This window comes from Streptomyces sp. NPDC039465 (assembly GCF_055639315.1).
On record NZ_JBVKAP010000007.1, the window covers coordinates 220,898 to 240,167 of the forward strand.

Consider the following 19,270-nt stretch of genomic DNA (forward strand, 5'->3'; position numbering starts at 1 on the left):
ACCTTTCTACACCTGTAGGAGGCGGCAGTAACCTCCTTCTACAGGTGTAGAAGAGTGCGGCTGTCGGGCCGCGGATGGGAGGAGACCGTGCACCCCGGAACAGCGGTGGTCATCGGCGGCGGCATCGGCGGGCTCGCGGCGGCCCTTGGACTCCTGCGCATCGGCTGGCGCGTCACCGTCGTCGAGCGCGCGCCGGTCCTCGACGACGCGGGCGCGGGCATCTCGCTCGCGGCCAACGGCCTGCGGGCCCTGGACGCCCTCGGCGTCGGTCCGCGGATCCGCGCTGCGGCGCACCGCCAGCTCACTGGCGCGACCCGCACACCCTCCGGCCGCCTGCTCGCCCGGATGGACGGCGAGGCACTCGAACGCGCCCTGGGCTCCTCGATCGTGGGCATCCCGCGCGCCACGCTCCACCGGCTGCTGCGCGACCCGCTGCCCGAAGGGACCCTGCGGATCGCCGAGGCCCTCTCCGTCGACCCCGATTCCGGCCGGGTGACCACCACCGAAGGCACCCTGGACGCCGAGCTGGTCGTGGCGGCCGACGGCATCGGCAGCCGGGTCCGTACGGCCCTTCTCCCCGACGCCCCCGGTCCGTCCCACAGCGGCTCCACCGTCCTGCGCGCGATCACGCGCGACGCCGTCGAGGCGGCCGGCGACTTCGAACTGACCTGGGGCCGGGGCGAGGAGTTCGGCCACATCAGGTTCGCGGACGGCCGCGCCGAGTGGCACGCGGTGCTCAACGCCCCGGCCGGGGTGCGCTTCCCCCACCCGCTCGCCGAGCTCCGGCGCCGCTTCGGCGGCTGGCACGCCCCCATCCCGCAGCTCCTCGCGGCGACCGACCCGGCCGCCGTCCTCCACCACGACGTGGCCGAACTGGCCACCCCCCTGCCCACGTTCACCGTCGGCCGGGTCGCCCTGCTCGGCGACGCCGCCCATGCGATGACCCCGCATCTGGGGCAGGGCGCCTGCCAGGCCCTGGAGGACGCGGCGACCCTGGCGGCAGCCGTGTCCGCCGCGCCCGATTCCCGTACCGCCCTTGCTCGTTACGACGCCGAGCGCCGCCCGCGCAGCCAGGCGGTGGCTCTCGCGGCGCGCCGGGCGGGCCGGATGGGCCAGCAGCTCGCGCATCCCCTGGGCGTGAGTCTGCGGAACGCGGCGATGCGGCTGACCCCCTCGGCCGTGGCCGTCCGGGCGATCCTGCGCCATGCGGACTGGACGCCACCCGCCTTGCACACAGCCGCGAGGTGAAGATCGTTCGTTGACAGGGGGAACGGGGGGTGGTTGTAATGGTCCGCGTGCCGCGTGGCGCCGATCAAAGAGAAGTGGGCAGATCGGCAGCCGGGCGAGCACCTTCACTCAGGGACCACGTCATGAGTTCACACACCACGGGCTGAGCCCGACCTCGGCGCGCCCCCGCGTACGCACAGCTCGTCACTCCAGCTCGTACCCCGGCGCGCGCAGCTCCCTTCCCCCTTTTTCTTGCGTCCGGAGAGACAGCACACCCATGCCCACTTCGTTCAACCAGTCCGTGATCGACGAGTTCCGCGCCAACGGCGGCCAGGTCGGCGGCCCCTTCGAGGGCGGCGATCTGCTCCTGCTGACCACGACCGGCGCCCGCTCGGGCCGCGAGCACACCACCCCCCTCGGCTACGTCCGCCACGACGGCCTGCTCCTCATCGTCGCCTCGGCGGCCGGCGCCCCGCACCACCCCGCCTGGTACCACAACCTCCTCGCCCACCCCCTGGTGCGCGTGGAGCTCGGCACCGAGGAGTTCGAGGCGGTCGCCGTCCCCGCCGAAGGCGACCGCCGCACCGAGCTGTTCGCCCAGGTCGTCCGCGCCGAACCGGGCTACGGCGAGTACCAGCGGAACACCACCCGCCTGCTGCCGGTCGTCGTCCTGGAGCGCGCCGATCCCCCGGCAGACGCCCCGCGCGAGATCAGGACCGTGGCCGACAAGCTCCTTGAGGTCCACGCCTGGCTGCGCGCCCAGCTCGATCACGTACGCGCCGAGGCCACGGCCCACTTCGCCGCCCGCGCCGCCCACACCGGCCCGGGCGCACCCCCGGCCCCCGGCCTCGGCCTCCAGCTCCGCCAGCACTGCCTGGCGTTCTGCGAGTCCCTGGAGTTCCACCACATCAGCGAGGACACCCATATGTTCCCGGCCCTCGCCGAGCACCATCCGCACCTGGCCGACGCCTTCGCCCGGCTGCGCGCCGAACACACCACGGTCACGCGCATCAACGGCGAACTCCTCGCCCTGCTCGCCGACCTCGCCACGGCGGACCCCGGCCGCTTCACCGCCGAACTGGACCGCATGACCGAGGAACTCCGCTCCCACCTCACCTTCGAGGAGGAGACGATCCTGCCGCTCCTCGCCGAGATCCCCCTGCCCACCGGTCCGTGAGGCGTGTTCCGGCCCCGCGCGGGGCCGGAAACGCGAGATCCCGCCCGATCGTGATGATCGGACGGGATCTCGTCGTGCGCTGGTGGACCTGTGGGGATTTGAACCCCAGACCCCCTCGATGCGAACGAGGTGCGCTACCAGACTGCGCCACAGGCCCTTGCGACGTGTGAAACATTAGCATCCCGATCGGGGTGGTCGGAAATCCGTACCCCGCTGGTCAGCCCCCGGGCCTCATTCGTTGGCCGCGCGCGGCCTGTCGTCGTCCTCGTACTGGTCGAAGAGCGGCGTGCGGCCGTGGTCGCGGGTCCGGCGCGGCGGCGGGGTACGGCGGGCCGGCGGCGGAGTGGGGGCCGGGGTCGGGTCGGCCGTGGAGGAGCGGGCCGAGCTCCAGGTCTCCGGGTCCGTCACATCCACACCACCGGTCGCACGGGGCGCCACCGGGGCGGTGACGTACGTGGGCAGCGGGACCGGCACGGGATCCCAGCTGTCGCCACGGGCCGGGCCGCGCTCGCGCTGCTGGTCGACCCACTCCGCGTGGTCGGTCTGCTCGACCAGCGCACGGCGGCCGGCCTCCTGCGGGGAGACCACGGGGGCGGGCTCGGGCTCCGGGTGGGGCGTCTCCCCGTCCGGCTCCGACGCGTCGGCCGGGCGGCGCGAGCGGCTCTCGCGCAACCGCTGGGCGGCCACCTCGGCGCGGCGGCGGTCCATCACGTACACGAAACGGCGCCGCTCCTGGGCGCGCAGATGCACGATGTACGCGCTCAGCAGCACGGCCGGGATCGCGGGCGCCCACAGGAAGGCGAGCCCGCCGACCGCGGCGACGATCGCGCCGAGCGTGAAGGCGAGGAAGAGCACGACCGTGGTGCGCCGGCGGCGGGCCAGGACCTTGCCGCGCCGGGCCCGTTCGGCCGCGGCCCGGTTCGGGCGGGGGCGGGCCGGGGCGGGCGCGGGGATCTCGATCCGCGCCTCCGTGTGGTCCGGAGGCGCGGCGAAGGCCCGGACGTCGACGGAGTCCAAACGGTCCGTCACGGCGTCCGGGTCCACGGCTGGAACCGACTCGGCGTCGCGCTCCCGCAGCTCCTTGGCGTACCGGCGCTCCATGCCCGCCCGTCCGGACAGCAGCCGGATGGCGGTGCTGAAGCGTTCCGTCGGACGAGCCTCGTTGAGCTCGTCCTGCCTGCGGAGCCACATCGGCACCAAGTAGGCGGCCCAGGCCCCGACGATGACTGCGTAGATGAGGCCGCTGCTGCTCACGCCTCACACCGTAGAGGGGTTTGCGTAGGGGGATCGGCCAATTGAGCCGGTGTGTCGCACGATCTGGCTGATATCACTGACTTTTTTTATGACTCTTCAGATCAGTTGATGGTCAACCGATGAATTAATTCGAACGTTTATGTCATTCGCGGGTCAGTGCATGGTCTAGCGCGGGGTCCCAGGTCGGGCCCGGTGCCAGCGGCGCAGCAGCCCGTCGGGGACCTCCTCCGCCGTCAGCGCGTAGACAAGATGGTCACGCCACGCGCCGTCGATGTGGAGGTAGCGGGGGCGCAGGCCTTCCTCGCGGAATCCCAATTTCTCCACAACGCGCCGGCTGGGCCCGTTCTCCGGGCGAATGCAGACTTCCATCCGGTGCAGCCCGACCGTGCGGAAGCAGTGGTCGACGGCGAGCGCCACCGCCGTCGGCATCACCCCACGGCCCGCGACGTCCCGGTCGACCCAGTAGCCGACATGACCCGAGCACATCGAGCCCCATGTGATCCCCGCCACGGTGATCTGGCCGACGAGCCGGCCCTGGTACTCGATCACGAACGGCAGCATTCGGCCGGCGTTGGCCTCGGCCCGCAGATGGCGGACCATCTGCCGGTACGTGGGCCGCTGGGCGACCGGGCCGCCGGGCGCGGGCGGCGGGATGGTCGCCTCCCAGGGGCGCAGCCAGTCGCGGTTGCGCCGGTTCACCTCGCGCCAGGCCCGCTGGTCGCGCGGCTTTATCGGCCGCAGCACGACGTCGCCGTCCGCCAGGACCACGGGCCAGGACGGGATCATGACGGTCTGGGGTGGTCGCCGCCGCGCAGCTGGTCGACCGCGTGGACCAGCAGCGGCTCCAGGGCGGCGAGACCGTCGCGCACGCCGCCGGGCGAGCCCGGCAGGTTGACGATCAGGGTGCGGCCGGCGACCCCGGCGAGGCCGCGGGAGAGCGCGGCGGTGGGGACCTTCTCCCGGCCGTAGGCGCGGATCGCCTCGGGGATGCCGGGGATCTCGTAGTCGAGGACGCGGCGGGTGACGTCGGGGGTGGCATCGGTGGGCGAGATGCCCGTGCCGCCGGTGGTGACCACCACGTCGTACGCGGCGTCCACCGCGGTCCGCAGCGCCGCCTCGACCGGGTCGCCGTCGGGGACCACCTGCGGGCCGTCGACGGCGAAGCCGAGCGCGGCGAGCCCCTCGGCGAGGACCGGGCCGCCCTTGTCCTCGTACACCCCGGCCGCGGCCCGGTTGGAGGCGGTGACGACGAGCGCGCGGTACGAGCCGGGCGGAGTGCCCTCGCCGGCCGGGCGCTCACCGTGGGTGGCGTGCGTGCTGTGCGACGCGTGGGCGGTGTGGCGCGCGTGGGCGCTGTGCCCCGCGGGGGCTGCGTGCGCCTCGTGCGCCTGGTGCGCTGATTGCGTCCCGTGGACTGCGTGACTCTCCGGCGCCGCGTGGGCTGCGTGCGTCTCGTGCGTCGCCGGCGCCGCGTGCGTCACGGGCGCCGCGTGCGTTTCGCGGTGCTGTCCGGGGTTCACGCGCGGCTCCAGTCGCCCGACTTTCCGCCTGTCTTCTTCTCGACCCGGACGTCCGAGATCACCGCGGCCTTGTCGACCGCCTTCACCATGTCCACGACGGTCAGCGCGGCGACCGACACGGCCGTCAGCGCCTCCATCTCGACGCCGGTGCGGTCCGTCGTCTTCACGGTCGCGGTGATCTCCACCGCGTCGTCGGCGACGGTGAGGTCCAGGGTCACCCCGGAGACGGCGAGGGGATGGCAGAGCGGGATCAGGTCCGGGGTGCGCTTGGCCCCCATGATCCCGGCGATCCGGGCGGTGGCGAGGGCGTCGCCTTTGGGGACCCCCTCGCCCCGGAGCAGCTCGATCACGCGCGGCGAGACCAGGACCCGGCCGCTGGCCCGCGCGGTGCGGGCGGTGACGTCCTTGCCGGAGACGTCGACCATACGGGCCGCCCCGGCGTCGTCGATGTGGGTCAGCCTGCCTTGCGTACTCAACTGGACTCCGCCTCGCGTTCTGGCGCCGGTTCCCCGCACGGCCTGCTCGGCGAGCGGAGGTCCGGGGGACGTCCCCCGGAAGGCACAGCGCCAGACACCGTACCGCCACCGGCCCCCTCTCAGCCGATCAGGACCACGTCCAGCTCGTCGCCCGGCTTGACCGACGTCGTGTCCTCCGGGACCACGAGCAGCGCGTCGGCGTGCGCGAGGGCGGCGATCAGATGGGAGCCGGTGCCGCCCACCGGAGTGACCGTGCCGCTCCGCGCGTCGTACGTCCCGCGCAGGAACTGGCGCTTGCCGGCCGGGGAGGTGAGCGCCGACTCGGCCTTGAGCACGGCACGCGCGCGGGGCCGGTGCAGATCCTCGCGGCCCATCAGGGCGCGGATCGCGGGGCGTACGAACAGCTCGAAGGAGACGTACGAGGAGACGGGGTTGCCGGGCAGGGCCAGCAGGGGGGTGTGGTCGCGGCCGATCGAGCCGAAGCCCTGGGGCTTGCCGGGCTGCATGGCGAGCTTGCGGAAGTCGACGCCGCCGCCGGGCTCGTCCTCGTCGCCTACGGAGGACAGGGCCTCCTTGACGACGTCGTACGCGCCGACGCTGACCCCGCCGGTGGTGACCAGCAGGTCGGCGCGGAGCAGCTGGTCCTCGATGGCGGCGCGCAGGGTCTCGGCATCGTCGGTGACCGCGCCGACCCGGTAGGCGATGGCTCCGGCGTCCCGGGCGGCGGCGGCCAGCGCGAAGCTGTTGGAGTCGTAGATCTGGCCCTGGGCCAATTCGTCGCCGGGCTGGACCAGTTCGCTGCCGGTGGAGATGACCACGACGCGCGGGCGGGGGCGGACCCGGACCGTGCCGCGGCCGATCGCGGCGAGCAGCCCGATCTGGGGCGGGCCGAGGACCGTGCCGGCCATCAGCGCCAGGTCGCCTGCCTGGACGTCGCTGCCGCGCGCGCGGACGTGGGAGCGGGCCTCGACCGGGCGGTGGACCCGGACCTCGCCGCTCGCGCCCTCGGGCGCGGCCCCGGCCGGGCGCATGGTGGTGGCCGCTCCCCCGCCCGTGCCGCCGTCGGTCCACTCGACCGGGACGACGGCCTCGGCACCGGGCGGCAGCGGCGCGCCGGTCATGATGCGGGCCGCCTGCCCGGGGCCGACGGCGAGCTGGCCGTCGCTGCCGGCGGCGACGTCGCCGACGACGGTGAGGACGGCCGGGTACTCCTCCGTGGCGCCGGCGACGTCGGCGACCCGGACCGCGTACCCGTCCATGGAGCTGTTGTCGAAGGGCGGCAGCGCGACCGGCACCGTGACGTCCTCCACGAGGACGCAGCCCTGGGCCTCGGGCAGCTGGAGCTCGATGGGGTCGAGCGGCTTGACCGTGGCGAGAATGTCGTCCAGGTGCTCGTCGACCGACCAGAGGCCGGCGGACGGCGATGCTGCCGTGCTGCTCAAGGTGCTACATCTCCTCGGTGACGTAACTGCGAAGCCAGGTCCGGAACTCCGGGCCCAGGTCTTCACGTTCGCACGCCAGTCTGACAATGGCACGCAGGTAGTCGCCACGGTCACCGGTGTCATAGCGGCGGCCCTTGAAGACGACTCCGTGCACCGGGCCGCCGACCTTCTCGTCCGCGGCGAGTTTCTGCAGCGCGTCGGTGAGCTGGATCTCGCCGCCGCGGCCCGGCTCGGTCTCCCGCAGTATCGCGAAGATCGCCGGATCCAGGACATACCGGCCGATGATGGCGTAGTTGCTGGGCGCCTCACCCGGATCCGGCTTCTCCACCAAGTTCGTCACCTTGACGACGTCGGAGTCGACGGTGGCCTCGACGGCGGCGCAGCCGTAGAGCCCGATCTGGGCGGGTTCGACCTCCATCAGGGCGATGACGCTGCCGCCCTCGCGCTCCTGGACCTCGACCATGCGGGAGAGCAGCGGGTCGCGCGGGTCGATGAGGTCGTCGCCGAGGAGGACCGCGAAGGGCTGGTCGCCGACGTGCGGGGCCGCGCACAGGACGGCGTGGCCGAGGCCGCGGGGGTCGCCCTGACGCACGTAGTGCATGGTGGCGAGGTCGCTGGACTGCTGGACCTTCGCGAGCCGGTCCTGGTCGCCCTTCTTGAGAAGGGCCTCCTCCAGCTCGTAATTGCGGTCGAAGTGGTCCTCCAGCGGCCGCTTGTTGCGCCCGGTGACCATCAGGACATCGGTGAGTCCGGCGCCGACGGCCTCCTCGACCACGTACTGGATCGCGGGCTTGTCGACGACAGGCAGCATCTCTTTGGGAGTGGCCTTGGTGGCCGGCAGGAACCGGGTTCCGAGGCCGGCGGCCGGGATGACAGCCTTGCTGATCCTGAAGGGCGACTGAGTCATGCGGTGCACCCTATCCGGTCGGAATGTGGTGAACCTGAGGCTGCGGTTAACTTCCTTCGCATAACGCCGCATACGAGAGGTTTGTGAGTTTCCCATGACAGGCGACATGTCCGACAAGGCCATACTGCGGGGCCAACTCCTCGCCGCCCGCGCCGCGCTGACCGGCGACGACGTCCAGGAGGCGGCGGAGCAGCTGGCCCGCACGGCCCTGGAGCTCGACGAGCTGGCGGACGCCCGGACCGTGGCCGCCTATGTGTCGGTGGGGCGGGAACCGGGCACGCGCGCGTTGCTGGAGACCCTGCGCACCCGCGGCATCCGGGTCCTGCTGCCCGTGCTGCTGCCGGACAACGACCTCGACTGGGGTGTGTACGAAGGCCCCGAGCGGCTGGCGAAGGCCTCCCGAGGCCTGCTGGAGCCGCTCGGCCCCCGGCTCGGCCCGGACGCCGTCCTGCGGGCCGACGCGGTGCTCCTGCCCGGCCTGGCGGTGGACGAGGAGGGCGTACGGCTCGGCCGGGGCGGCGGCTCGTACGACCGGGTCCTGCACCGGCTCGCCCGGGCGGGCGTCGTCCCGGAGCTGGTCGTGCTCCTGTACGCGAACGAGGTGGTCACGCGGATCCCTCAGGAGCCGCACGACCACCCCGTGCACGCGGTGGTGACACCCGAGGGCGTCCGCCGGTTCGAGCCGCCTACTTCCGCGGCGTGAGCTGGAGGCTGTCCTTGGTGGCCGCCTCCACCGCCCGCGGGCTGTAGGCCCAGTCGAGCAGCTCGCCGCGGGCCCACAGATCGGTCTGGTCGGTGTAGTTCGCGTGGTAGGCGTGGCCCGACGCGCCGCTCAGGTTGATCCAGCGGGACTTGTCCCAGTCGCCGACGTTGACGACCATCCGCATCGACGGCACCCAGATCACCCCGTAGCCGCCCGCCGCGTTCCAGCCGGTGGCGTTGACCGCGGCCTCGCCGCCGCCCAGGTTCCACGGGCCGCGGTTGAGCATGGTCCGAAGCGCGCTCGGGCCCTCCTTGCCGAGGGTCTGGTTGTCCAGGTTCAGCTGGTGCAGCCGGCCCCAGCTCCAGGTGGAGACGTCCTTGCCGAGCTTGGCGGTCAGCTCCCAGCGGGCGTCCTCCATGGCGCGCTTCAACAGCTCGTCACGGGTCTCGGAGCCCGCGTCCCGGCGGCTGGGCGCGGTCTTCCACCACTCGCTCTTCTCGTCCTTCAGCAGCGGGCGGACCACCTCGTACCACCGGTCGCCGCCGTCCGGCTGCGCGGTGTCGGGGTCGCGCTCACCGCACTCGCGTACCAGCTTGTTCTGCTCGTCGACCGGACCGGTCGAGTCGGCCGGACGCACATTGATGCAGTCGCCCTCGACCCGCAGCTCCTTGGGCAGCTTGTCGCCGAAGGCGAGCTTGAGGACGTTGCGCCAGACCGCGTTGAAGTACGCGGCGGCGGCCGAGTCCGGCTCCTGTGTGTAGTCCCAGCCCTCAAGGAGCTTCTGCGCCTCGCGGACGTACGGATCCGAGATGTCGATCTTCAGCAGGAGCGGGTTCAGCAGGGTGGCGATCTCGCTGCGGTTGTCCATCTGCATGGTCCGCATGTCGTCCGGCGAGATCTTGCCGCCGTCCTTGGTCTTCGACTCGATCAGGTCGTTGATGCGCTGGCTGCGCGAGCCGTAGCCCCAGTCCTTGGTGATGAGGTAGGGGTACTTCTCCGCGTCGATCACGGCCTGGTTGGCGGTGACGATGTAGCCGCGCTTCGGGTCCTGCTCGTAGGGCAGCTCCTCGAAGGGGATCATGCCCTTCCAGGTGTACGCGGGGTCCCAGCCCGGCGCCGGCATCGTGCCGTCGTGGCCGGCGGCGCGGACCGGGATACGGCCAGGGGCCTGGTAGCCGATGTGGCCCTCGGCGCCCTTGGCGTCGGCGTAGATCAGGTTCTGCGAGGGGACCTCGAAGTCCTTGGCGGCGGCCCGGAACTCGGCGAAGTTCGTGGCCCGGTTGAGCCCGAAGACCGCGTCCATCGACTTGCCCGGGTCCAGCGCGGTCCAGCGCAGGGCGACCGCGTAGCCCTCGCCGCGGTCGGGGGCAGAGTTCTTGACCGGGGCCTTCTCGCCGACCTTCTCCAGCTCACTGCTGCGGTCGGAGACGAGGGGGCCGTTGTTGGTCGACCGGATGGTGATGGTGCGCGGGGTGCCTCCGGCGACCTTGATGACCTCGTCGCGGATGGTGAACGGCACCTCCTTGCCGCCGTACTGGTAGCCGCGGTCGGAGACCTTCTGCAGGTACAGGTCGGTGACGTCGGCGCCCAGGTTGGTCAGACCCCAGGCGATGTCCTGATTGTGGCCGATTATCACACCGGGCATGCCGGAGAAGGTGTAGCCGGCGACGTCGTAGCCGCAGGTGGCACTGCGCTGCCGGCAGTGCAGGCCCATCTGGTACCAGAGTGAGGGCAGCTGGGGCGCCAGGTGCGGGTCGTTGGCGAGCAGCGGCTTGCCGGAGGTCGTGTACTTGCCCGAGACGACCCAGGAGTTGGACCCGATGCCGTTGCCGCTGGGGCCGAGCAGGGCCGGGATCTTGTCGAGGCTCTCGGAGAGCGCCGACAGCTGGGTCCGCACGCCCTGCGCGGCGCCGCCGGGGGTGTTCGGCCGGCCGCCGCGAGTGGCGGCGCCCGAGGAGTCGTCCGAGGAGCCGGAGCGCTCCGGGTCGAACTCGCCCTTGGCGCCGTCGACCCCGCCCTTGTCGAGGATCGGCTTGTGCAGGCCGCTCGGGTAGGCCGGGTAGAGCTGCTTGATCTGCGCGTTGCTCAGCCGGCTGGTCATGAGCGACCGGTCGATCTCGTCCTCCATGTTGCCGCGCAGGTCCCAGGCCATCGCCTTGAGCCAGGCCACGGAGTCGACCGGCGTCCAGGGCTCGATCTTGTAGTCGTTGGCGAAGGCGAGGGCGGCGTACTCGACGGAGACGTCCCGGCCCTCCTTGCCCTCCAGATAGGCGTTGACACCGGCCGCGTACGCCTGGAGGTACTTCTTGGTCTGCGGCGAGAGCTTGGTGTCGTACTCCCGCTGGGCGACCTGGCGCCAGCCCAGGGTGCGCAGGAACGCGTCCGTGTCGACCTGCTCCTTGCCGAACATCTCGGAGAGCCGGCCCGAGGTCATGTGGCGGCGGACGTCCATCTCCCAGAACCGGTCCTGCGCCTGGACGTAGCCCTGGGCGCGGAAGAGGTCCTCGTCGGTGGAGGCGTAGATCTGTGGGACGCCGTTCGCGTCACGTTTCACGTCGACCGGGGCCGAGAGGCCGGCCAGCTGGAGCGTGCCGGTGGTCTGCGGATACGAGGCCCGGACCGTGTCGACACCCCAGAAGGTGCCGTAGCCGATGCCCGCGACCAGCGCCAGCACCAGAACGATGACGATCAGGCGGGCGCGTCGCCCCTTCTTCTTGGCGGAGGGGGCGGTCGTGTTGGAGGGCATCGCTGTCCTTCGAGGGGCAGGGTGGTCCTGGAGTGCTGGAGCAACCATAGGCGCAGCGCTCCACCGGCCCGGACGCGGAGTCAGTAAGGAGCACGCTTGCGTAGCTTCGCTCGGTTTCCGATCGATTGATCGCTCGCGTCAAGAGAGCGTTAAAGATTAGGTAAGGTAACGAAGTACCGGCTGCTGGGCGAAAGGATCCGGCCGCACGAGGAGAAGGGATCGGCCACTGACTGTCCACCAGCTCAATGAACTCCTGCTCATCTGCTCGCTCGTGCTGCTCGTCGCCGTCGCCGCGGTGCGCATCTCGTCCCGCAGTGGGCTCCCCAGCCTTCTGCTGTACCTCGGGATCGGGGTCGCCATAGGGCAGGACGGCATCGGCAACGTCGCCTTCGACAACGCCGAGCTGACGCAGGTGATCGGCTATGCCGCTCTTGTGGTGATCCTGGCCGAGGGTGGCCTGGGCACCAAGTGGAAGGAGATCAAACCCGCGTTGCCCGCGGCGGTCGTGCTGTCGACCGTCGGCGTCGCGGTGAGCGTGGGCATCACCGCCGCCGGGGCCCACTATCTCGTGGGCCTGGAGTGGCGGCAGGCGCTGATCATCGGTGCGGTCGTCTCCTCGACGGACGCGGCGGCGGTCTTCTCCGTACTGCGCAAGGTGCCGCTGCCGTCCCGGGTCACCGGTGTCCTGGAGGCCGAGTCCGGTTTCAACGACGCCCCCGTCGTGATCCTGGTCGTCGCCTTCTCCACGGTCGGACCGGTCGACGAGTGGTACGTCCTGGTCGGCAAGATCGCCCTGGAGCTGGCGATCGGGGCGAGCATCGGCCTCGCGGTCGGCTTCCTCGGCGCCTTCGGCCTGCGGCACGTCGCGCTGCCCGCCTCCGGCCTCTACCCGATCGCCGTCATGGCCATCGCCGTGGTCGCGTACGCGACCACGGCGATGGCCCACGGCTCCGGCTTCCTCGCCGTCTACCTGGCCGCGATGGTGCTGGGCAACGCGAAGCTGCCGCACTCCCCCGCCAACCGCGGCTTCGCCGAGGGACTCGGCTGGATCGCCCAGATCGGCATGTTCGTCCTGCTCGGTCTGCTCGTCACGCCGTCCAAGCTGACCAACGACTTCTGGCCGGCGGTGATCATCGGCCTGGTCCTGACGGTCGTGGCGCGGCCCATGGAGGTCCTGGTCAGTCTGCTGCCGTTCCGCATCCCCTGGCAGGAGCAGGCCCTGATGTCCTGGGCGGGCCTGCGCGGAGCCGTGCCCATCATCCTGGCCACGATCCCGATGGTGTCCGGGATCGAGGGCAGCCAGCGGGTCTTCAACATCGTCTTCGTGCTGGTCGTCGTCTACACCCTGGTCCAGGGGCCGACCCTGCCCTGGCTGGCCAAGGCCCTGCGGCTCGGCGACCCGTCCGAGGCCGCCGACCTCGGCGTCGAATCGGCGCCCCTGGAGCGGCTGCGCGGGCATCTGCTGTCCGTCGCGATCCCCGAGAAGTCCAAGATGCACGGCGTGGAGGTGGCCGAGCTGCGGCTCCCGGCCGGCTCCGCGGTCACCCTGGTCGTACGGGACGGCAAGAGCTTCGTACCGTCGCCCTCCACCGTGCTGCGGCGCAGGGACGAGCTCCTGGTCGTGGCGACGGACCCGGTCCGGGACGCCGCCGAGCGGCGGCTGCGGGCGGTCGGACAGGGCGGCAAGCTCGCCGGCTGGCTGGGGACCGGCGGCGCGAGCGCCGCGAGCGAGGGGGAGCACGCGCGCGTGAAGCGGCTCAAGGGCCTCTGGGAGGGCCTGGTCGGCAAACGGACGTCCGGTTAATCACAGGTGCACAAGGGAAGGGGTTGGCGTTTTCCCAGGCGGATCATCGCCACCCCCTGTACCATGAAGGCACACTGATCGACCAACTCTGCCTGACGCAGAGCTGGCGCGACCGTATGGCGGCCGTGGCACCCTCGCAGTGGGGCCTGGTATCTACCGCAGTTCCGCGCAAGAGGACAGCTCTCGGCGGCTCCCGACACCCAGGGGAGCGCTACCAGGCGGCAGAAAGGCAAGGACCGTGGCATCCACGGTCACCACGTCCGCTGCGAAGCGCCCCGGGTACGGACAACTCCTGCGCACCCCCGGCGCCCTCTCGTTCCTGTTGCCCGGCTTCCTGGCCCGGCAGCCGTTCGCGATGCTGACCATCGGCATCGTCCTGCTCGTGCAGCACACCACCGGCTCCTACGGCAGCGCGGGCGCTGTCGCCGCCGCGACCGGTGTCTCCATGGCGCTGTTCGCCCCGCAGAGCGGCAAGCTCGCCGACCGCTTCGGCCAGCGCGCCGTGCTCGTCCCGGGCGTCCTCATCCACACCGTCGCGGTCTCCGCGCTGGTGGCCCTGGCCCTCGCGGACGCCCCCATGTGGGCCCTGTTCGCCGCCGCCGTGCCCACGGGCGCGTCCGTCCCGCAGATCGGCCCCATGGTGCGGGCCCGCTGGGCGGCCAAGCTGGAGCGCTCCCCTCTGATGCCGACCGCGGCCGCCTGGGAGTCGGTCACCGACGAGTTCACCTTCGTCGTCGGACCGGTCCTGGCCACCGCCCTGTGCACCGGCGTCCACCCGGCGGCCGGTCTGATCGCCGAGGCGGTGCTCACCCTGGTCGGAGGCCTGTTCTTCGCCGCCCAGCGCGCCACCCAGCCCGCCCACGGCCTGGTCGCCTCGGCCACCGCCGAACGGCACGCCTCCGCCCTGTCCATCCCGGGCATCCGGGTCCTGATCGTCGCCTTCCTCGGCATCGGCTCGGTCTTCGGCGGCATGCAGGTCTCCCTGACCGCCTTCACCGAGGAGATCGGCAACCCGGGCGCCAACGGACTGCTGTACGGGATCTTCGCCGCGGGCAACATGCTCGCCGGCATCGCGTGCGGCACCATCGCCTGGAAGATCGGCCCCCGCCGCCGTCTGATCCTCGGCTACGCCGGTCTGACCGTGGCCGCCTCGCTGCTCTGGTCCGTCCACTCCGTGCTGCTGCTCGGCGCGCTGGGCCTGGTCGTCGGCCTGTGCATCGCACCGGCCCTGATCACCGGCTACACCCTGGTCGAGTCGCTGGTGCCGTCCTCCGCCCGTACCGAGGCCTTCACCTGGCTCACCGGCGCGGTGGCCCTGGGCCAGGCGGCGGCCGTGACGGTCGCCGGACGGCTGGCCGACGCCCACGGCGCCAGCACCGGATTCCTGGTCCCCCTGGTCGGTACCGCGCTGGCGCTGGCCACCCTCCTGGCGCTGCGTTCGCGCCTCGCCCCGGCCCCGGCCGGGCGGACCGCCGGACGGATCGCGGCACGTGGTGTCGGTCACCGCGTCCCTGTGACGGTGGACTGATTCACAGGAATACGTCAGTATGGACAGTCGTTAGCACTCATCGAGTCAGAGTGCCAGGAGGAAGACAAGTGCCGACCTACCAGTACCAGTGCACCGAGTGCGGCGAGGGCCTCGAGGCGGTGCAGAAGTTCACCGATGACGCCCTCACGGAGTGCCCGAGCTGCCAGGGACGCCTGAAGAAGGTGTTCTCCGCGGTCGGCATTGTCTTCAAGGGCTCCGGCTTCTACCGCAACGACAGCCGCGGCTCGTCGTCCAGCAGCTCGCCGGCGTCGTCGTCGAAGTCGTCCACGACCTCCTCGGCCTCCTCGGACTCCAGCTCGTCGTCCTCGTCGGACTCGAAGCCGGCCGCCTCGTCCTCCTCGACGTCGGCGTCCACGGGCTCCAGCTCGGCCGCCTGAGCGACTCCACGGACTCATCCGGACCCCGCCGTTTCCTGACGGCGGGGTCTTCGGCATCAGGTCACCGGCGCGCGGCCCGTTGTTAGGGTGACCGTCATGGCGACCAACGCGCAGGTGTACGCGGGCATAGGCGTAATCGGGGGATCGGGCTTCTACTCCTTCCTGGAGGACGTGACGGAGGTGTCCGTGGACACCCCGTACGGCAGCCCGAGCGACTCACTGTTCATCGGGGAGGTCGCCGGCCGGCAGGTCGCGTTCCTGCCCCGGCACGGACGCGGCCACACCCTGCCCCCACACAAGATCAACTACCGGGCCAACCTGTGGGCCCTGCGGTCAGTGGGCGTACGACAGGTGCTCGGACCGTGCGCAGTGGGCGGCCTCCAGGCGGAGTACGGGCCCGGCACGCTGCTCGTCCCCGATCAGCTCGTGGACCGTACGAAGTCCCGGGCGCAGACCTTCTTCGACGGGGAGCCGCTGCCGGACGGGAGCGTCCCGAACGTCGTCCACACCACCTTCGCCGACCCCTACTGCCCCGACGGGCGGCGCGTCGCGCTGAAGGCGGCCCGGGGGCGCGGCTGGGACGCCGTCGACGGCGGCACGATGGTCGTGATCGAGGGCCCCCGCTTCTCCACCCGCGCCGAGTCCCGCTGGCACGCGGCGGCCGGCTGGTCGGTGGTCGGCATGACCGGGCACCCGGAGGCCGTCCTCGCCCGTGAGCTGGGGCTCTGCTACACGTCGATGGCGCTGGTGACGGACCTGGACGCGGGCGCCGAGACCGGCGAGGGCGTCTCGCACACCGAGGTCCTGAAGGTGTTCGGCGCGAATGTCGGGCGGCTGCGTGAGGTGCTCTTCGACGCGGTGGGCGCGCTGCCCGAGACCGTGGACCGGGACTGCCTGTGCACGCATGCACACGACGGCTGGGACCTGGGGATCGAGCTGCCGTAGGGGGCGGGCGGCTGCCCGGGCCTCACCTGCCCGGGCCCTCACCTGTGTGGGTGAGGGAGTTTTCCACAACTGGCCGGTAGTGCACAGGCCGGAGCGGGATCGGGCGGGGTGCGGGATCGTCGTGGGGCGGTGACCGGAAAGGCCGGGAACCCCTTTCGACAGGCGGTGTTCGCGATGACGTCCTGCACTCCCTCTTCCTCTTCTCCCTCGGCCGTGCCCGGGCTGCGGGGCGTCCCCGCGTTCCCGCCGGTGCGGGTGCGCCGTGGAGCGCAGCGGCTTCGGCTGCGGCGGGCCATGCGGCGCCGACGCAGGTCGCTGGCGGCGGGGCTGGCGATGACCGCGGCCGCGTTGGCGGCGATGGGGCAGGGCCTGCCGGGAGGTTCGGTCGCCGCGGGGCCGCCCAGGGCGAGCGCCTCGGCCGCGGTCGCCGGTGCGCCCGCGTCCCGGCCACGGCCGGTGCGGATGGTGGCGGCGCCGGTACGGATCGCGGACGCCGCGACCGTACGGCTGTTGCGGCCTGGCGACCGGGTCGATGTGATCGCCGCCGCCAACTCGCCCACGGGGGAGGCGAGTGAGGCGCGCGTGGTGGCTACGGGCGCTCGAGTGGACCGAGTTCCGCAATCACGCGAGACTTCTCCGGACGGCGGAGCCTTGGTCGTCCTGTCGGTGCCGCGCTCCACGGCGACGGCGCTGGCCGGTGCGGGGGTGTCCTCGCGACTGGCGGTGGTCTTGTGCTGATTCGTACTGACGCACCGTCAAGTCATCGGTCTGTGCGTACGGATTGGACTGCCCCGCGCCATGCGCGGCCTAATGGCTCAGCCAACTGCACACGTGACGAAAGGCGCCCTGGTGAGCTCGAAGAAGGAAAGCGTGATGGCAGGCTTCAAAGCCTTCCTGATGCGCGGGAACGTGATCGATCTCGCGGTGGCCGTCGTCATCGGTGCCGCCTTCACCAACATCGTGAACTCGGTGGTGAAGGGCGTCATCAATCCGCTGGTCGGCGCCTTCGGCACCAAGGACCTGGAGAGCTACCAGTCCTGCCTCAAGGGCCCCTGCGAGGTGAACGCCGCCGGGGAGGTGGTCTCCGGCATCCCGATCATGTGGGGCCTGGTCCTCAGCGCGGTCCTCAGCTTCCTGATCACCGCGGCCGTCGTCTACTTCCTGATGGTCCTGCCCATGGCGAAGTACCTGGCCCGGCGGGCGGCCCTGGAGCGGGCGAAGCAAGGCGTTCAGGAGACCTTGGAGATCAGCGAGATCGAGGTGCTGAAGGAGATCCGCGACCTGCTGGCCGAGCAGCGGCAGGCGGGTACGGTCGCCGGCGCCGGCGGTGCGGGAGGCCCGGGTGGCACGGGTACGGCGGGCCCGGGCGGGACCGGTGGCGGCGGGGGCACCACCCCCTAGCCGGCGTCGGCCGGCATCAGAGGTGGTGCGGCGGCTTCTCGTCGAGGAAGCGCGCCAGATCGGCGGCGCTGTCGCCGCCCGGAGGCCGCTCGCCCCACCCACGGTCCGTATCGTCCGCGGATTGCTGGTCCAGCGGATCGTCGAAGATCAGCTTCGGCTGGGGCTTCGGCTGCTTCGCGTCTCGCGGTCCGGGAGCGGGGGCGGTACTCATACGACAAGGGTACGCCGGGGTTCCAGCGGCCCTTCGGCTCAGCGGTCCTTCGGGTACCAGCAGCCACAGGCCGAGGACGACCAGACCCGGGGTGGACCGGGGCGGGCGGTGTGGCGGGCGACGGGGCGGTGGAGCGCTGCGGTGGCTCGGTCACCCGGTCACCGTAAGGTGGTCTGATCCGTTTCAGCCCGTTTGAGCTGCGGCGGGGTGAGGCGGTCCCTCGGATGGCGCGCCGCGCGTCTGACGGCCGGTCCGTCCCGGCTCTGCTGTTCTGGGCATATGACGCACACGCCCGGAAGCTGGCCCGGTGCCTCATCAGGGCAGGGCCACCATCACCATCGCCACCCCGCATCACCGCCCCACCCACTGCGGCCACTGGTCTCCCGCAGCCGCACCGAGGAGCACCGGCCCGCCACACCGCTCGAGCTTTTCTTCGACCTCTGCTTCGTCGTGGCCGTGGCCCAGGCCGGGGCGCAGCTGGTGCACGCGGTCGCCGAGCACCACACGGGCGAGGGGATCGCCAACTACGCGATGGTGTTCTTCGCGATCTGGTGGGCGTGGATGAACTTCACGTGGTTCGCGTCGGCGTACGACAACGACGACGCGCTCTACCGGGTGGTCACCCTCGTCCAGATCGCCGGTGTGCTCATCCTCGCCGCCGGGGTGTCACGGGCCTTCGAGGCCCACGACTTCCTGATCGTATGGCTGGGCTATCTGGTGATGCGGCTCGCGCTGGTCTTCCAGTGGCTGCGCGCGGCGCGGCATGCCTCCGGCGGGGAGCGGACGACTGCGCTGCGCTACGCGGGCGGCGTGATGCTGTGCCAGGTCGGCTGGACGGCGCTGCTGTTCACGCCGGAGGGCGCACGCCCGTGGGTCTTCCTGGGGATGGCGGTGGCCGAGATGGCCGTGCCGGTGTTCGCGGAGAAGGACGTGACCACGCAGTGGCATCCGCATCACATCGCCGAGCGGTACGGGCTGCTGACGATCATCGTCCTCGGCGAGACAATCGCCGCGGCGACGGTCGCGGTGAAGTCCGGGATCGACGAGAACGACGCCCTCGACGAGCTGCTGCCGATCGCCGCGGGCGGGCTGCTGATCGTCTTCGCGGCCTGGTGGATCTACTTCGTGGTGCCCGCGCACGACCGGCTCGTATCGAACAAGCAGGGGTTCTTGTGGGGCTACGGCCACTATTTGATCTTCACCTCGGCGGCGGCGATCGGCGCGGGGATCGAGATCGCGGTGGAGCAGACCGTCGGTAAGGCGCACATCTCGACGCTGGCGGCGGCGAGCGCGGTGACCGTCCCGACGGCGATCTATCTGCTGACGGTGTGGGGGCTGCACGCCCGGTACTTCAAGGTGGGCATCGCCCAGCAGATGGTGCTGCCAGTCTCCGCGCTGGCGGTGCTGTGCTGCTCGTTCGCGGGCCGGTGGGCCGTCTTCGCGGCCGGACTGGTGGCGGCCGCGACGGTCGCCACCGGGGTGACCCTGACCGCCCGTATGCGACGGCGGGAAGAAGCGGCGATGGCGTGAG

The 19,270-nt window shown here is 71.6% G+C and carries 18 protein-coding genes and 1 tRNA gene; 10 read left to right on the top strand and 9 right to left on the bottom strand.

All coding sequences use genetic code 11. The features are described from left to right. The first annotated feature begins 87 nt into the window (after positions 1–87). Together ACZ7LT_RS23785 and ACZ7LT_RS23790 are read left to right on the top strand one after the other, a co-directional pair. Entirely contained in the window at positions 88–1,248 is a 1,161-nt protein-coding gene (locus ACZ7LT_RS23785; protein WP_471238098.1) for an FAD-dependent monooxygenase, read from the top strand. 256 nt (positions 1,249–1,504) lie between these two features. Then, positions 1,505–2,404: a nitroreductase/quinone reductase family protein gene (locus ACZ7LT_RS23790; RefSeq protein WP_471238099.1), complete on the top strand. Its 900-nt coding sequence runs from the start codon at positions 1,505–1,507 to the stop codon at positions 2,402–2,404. 80 nt (positions 2,405–2,484) lie between these two features. Here the strand turns inward: ACZ7LT_RS23790 and ACZ7LT_RS23795 are convergent. The 7 genes from ACZ7LT_RS23795 to galU form a co-directional block, all read right to left on the bottom strand. Continuing rightward, positions 2,485–2,561: transfer RNA gene (locus tag ACZ7LT_RS23795), tRNA-Ala, on the bottom strand. A 74-nt stretch (positions 2,562–2,635) separates the two neighbouring features. Continuing rightward, positions 2,636–3,658, bottom strand: a complete 1,023-nt coding sequence (sepX, locus tag ACZ7LT_RS23800; RefSeq protein ID WP_471238100.1) for a divisome protein SepX/GlpR — start codon at positions 3,656–3,658, stop codon at positions 2,636–2,638. A gap of 165 nt (positions 3,659–3,823) precedes the next feature. After that, positions 3,824–4,444 carry a GNAT family N-acetyltransferase gene (locus tag ACZ7LT_RS23805; RefSeq protein WP_471238101.1) on the bottom strand — a complete coding sequence of 207 codons (621 nt, stop codon included), beginning with the start codon at positions 4,442–4,444 and terminating at the stop codon, positions 3,824–3,826. Further along, entirely contained in the window at positions 4,441–5,178 is a 738-nt protein-coding gene (locus tag ACZ7LT_RS23810; RefSeq protein WP_471238102.1) for a MogA/MoaB family molybdenum cofactor biosynthesis protein, read from the bottom strand. The genes ACZ7LT_RS23805 and ACZ7LT_RS23810 overlap by 4 nt, the downstream gene beginning before the upstream one ends. Next, on the bottom strand, positions 5,175–5,654 hold the full coding sequence (gene moaC / locus ACZ7LT_RS23815; protein ID WP_471238103.1) for a cyclic pyranopterin monophosphate synthase MoaC: 480 nt from the start codon (positions 5,652–5,654) through the stop codon (positions 5,175–5,177). Before moaC ends, ACZ7LT_RS23810 begins: the two co-directional genes overlap by 4 nt. A 119-nt stretch (positions 5,655–5,773) precedes the next feature. Further along, complete coding sequence (glp, locus tag ACZ7LT_RS23820; RefSeq protein ID WP_471238104.1) at positions 5,774–7,096, bottom strand: molybdotransferase-like divisome protein Glp; 1,323 nt, start codon at positions 7,094–7,096, stop codon at positions 5,774–5,776. 4 nt (positions 7,097–7,100) lie between these two features. Continuing rightward, complete coding sequence (gene galU, locus ACZ7LT_RS23825; RefSeq protein ID WP_471238105.1) at positions 7,101–8,003, bottom strand: UTP--glucose-1-phosphate uridylyltransferase GalU; 903 nt, start codon at positions 8,001–8,003, stop codon at positions 7,101–7,103. Positions 8,004–8,097: 94 nt separating this feature from the next. On the opposite strand from galU, the gene ACZ7LT_RS23830 reads away from it, so the two are divergent. Further along, positions 8,098–8,706, top strand: coding sequence for a 5-formyltetrahydrofolate cyclo-ligase (locus tag ACZ7LT_RS23830; protein ID WP_471238106.1), 609 nt, complete (start codon positions 8,098–8,100; stop codon positions 8,704–8,706). Here the strand turns inward: ACZ7LT_RS23830 and ACZ7LT_RS23835 are convergent. Continuing rightward, on the bottom strand, positions 8,690–11,452 hold the full coding sequence (locus tag ACZ7LT_RS23835) for a penicillin acylase family protein (RefSeq protein WP_471238107.1): 2,763 nt from the start codon (positions 11,450–11,452) through the stop codon (positions 8,690–8,692). The genes ACZ7LT_RS23830 and ACZ7LT_RS23835 overlap by 17 nt on opposite strands. 271 nt (positions 11,453–11,723) lie before the next feature. On the opposite strand from ACZ7LT_RS23835, the gene ACZ7LT_RS23840 reads away from it, so the two are divergent. The 6 genes from ACZ7LT_RS23840 (at position 11,724) to mscL (ending at position 17,528) form a co-directional block, all read left to right on the top strand. Further along, complete coding sequence (locus tag ACZ7LT_RS23840) at positions 11,724–13,256, top strand: potassium/proton antiporter (protein WP_471238108.1); 1,533 nt, start codon at positions 11,724–11,726, stop codon at positions 13,254–13,256. Between the two features lie 238 nt (positions 13,257–13,494). Continuing rightward, positions 13,495–14,784 (top strand): MFS transporter, encoded by a 1,290-nt coding sequence (locus ACZ7LT_RS23845; protein ID WP_471238109.1) that lies wholly within the window; start codon positions 13,495–13,497, stop codon positions 14,782–14,784. A gap of 68 nt (positions 14,785–14,852) precedes the next feature. After that, on the top strand, positions 14,853–15,182 hold the full coding sequence (locus tag ACZ7LT_RS23850) for an FmdB family zinc ribbon protein (RefSeq protein ID WP_471238110.1): 330 nt from the start codon (positions 14,853–14,855) through the stop codon (positions 15,180–15,182). 96 nt (positions 15,183–15,278) lie between these two features. Then, positions 15,279–16,127, top strand: a complete 849-nt coding sequence (locus ACZ7LT_RS23855; protein ID WP_471238111.1) for an S-methyl-5'-thioadenosine phosphorylase — start codon at positions 15,279–15,281, stop codon at positions 16,125–16,127. Positions 16,128–16,301: 174 nt separating this feature from the next. Beyond that, complete coding sequence (locus ACZ7LT_RS23860) at positions 16,302–16,865, top strand: hypothetical protein (RefSeq protein ID WP_471238112.1); 564 nt, start codon at positions 16,302–16,304, stop codon at positions 16,863–16,865. 111 nt (positions 16,866–16,976) lie between these two features. After that, on the top strand, positions 16,977–17,528 hold the full coding sequence (gene mscL / locus ACZ7LT_RS23865; RefSeq protein ID WP_471238113.1) for a large conductance mechanosensitive channel protein MscL: 552 nt from the start codon (positions 16,977–16,979) through the stop codon (positions 17,526–17,528). Positions 17,529–17,544: 16 nt separating this feature from the next. Here mscL and ACZ7LT_RS23870 read toward each other — a convergent pair whose 3' ends face one another. Further along, the gene (locus ACZ7LT_RS23870) at positions 17,545–17,739 is read right to left on the bottom strand and encodes a hypothetical protein (RefSeq protein WP_028797639.1); all 195 of its coding nucleotides are present in this window, start codon (positions 17,737–17,739) and stop codon (positions 17,545–17,547) included. 279 nt (positions 17,740–18,018) lie between these two features. Here ACZ7LT_RS23870 and ACZ7LT_RS23875 point away from each other — a divergent pair, with 279 nt between their 5' ends. Further along, positions 18,019–19,269 carry a low temperature requirement protein A gene (locus ACZ7LT_RS23875; protein ID WP_471238115.1) on the top strand — a complete coding sequence of 417 codons (1,251 nt, stop codon included), beginning with the start codon at positions 18,019–18,021 and terminating at the stop codon, positions 19,267–19,269. The last annotated feature ends 1 nt before the right edge of the window (position 19,270 follow it).

Coding starts and splice junctions, on each gene's coding strand:
- ACZ7LT_RS23790 (WP_471238099.1), top strand. CDS start 1,505: ATGCCCACTTCGTTCAACCAGTCCGTGATCGACGAGTTCCGCGCCAAC.
- ACZ7LT_RS23805 (WP_471238101.1), bottom strand. CDS start 4,444: ATGATCCCGTCCTGGCCCGTGGTCCTGGCGGACGGCGACGTCGTGCTG.
- galU (WP_471238105.1), bottom strand. CDS start 8,003: ATGACTCAGTCGCCCTTCAGGATCAGCAAGGCTGTCATCCCGGCCGCC.
- ACZ7LT_RS23830 (WP_471238106.1), top strand. CDS start 8,098: ATGACAGGCGACATGTCCGACAAGGCCATACTGCGGGGCCAACTCCTC.
- ACZ7LT_RS23835 (WP_471238107.1), bottom strand. CDS start 11,452: ATGCCCTCCAACACGACCGCCCCCTCCGCCAAGAAGAAGGGGCGACGC.
- ACZ7LT_RS23855 (WP_471238111.1), top strand. CDS start 15,279: ATGGCGACCAACGCGCAGGTGTACGCGGGCATAGGCGTAATCGGGGGA.
- ACZ7LT_RS23860 (WP_471238112.1), top strand. CDS start 16,302: ATGACGTCCTGCACTCCCTCTTCCTCTTCTCCCTCGGCCGTGCCCGGG.
- ACZ7LT_RS23870 (WP_028797639.1), bottom strand. CDS start 17,739: ATGAGTACCGCCCCCGCTCCCGGACCGCGAGACGCGAAGCAGCCGAAG.
- ACZ7LT_RS23875 (WP_471238115.1), top strand. CDS start 18,019: ATGACGCACACGCCCGGAAGCTGGCCCGGTGCCTCATCAGGGCAGGGC.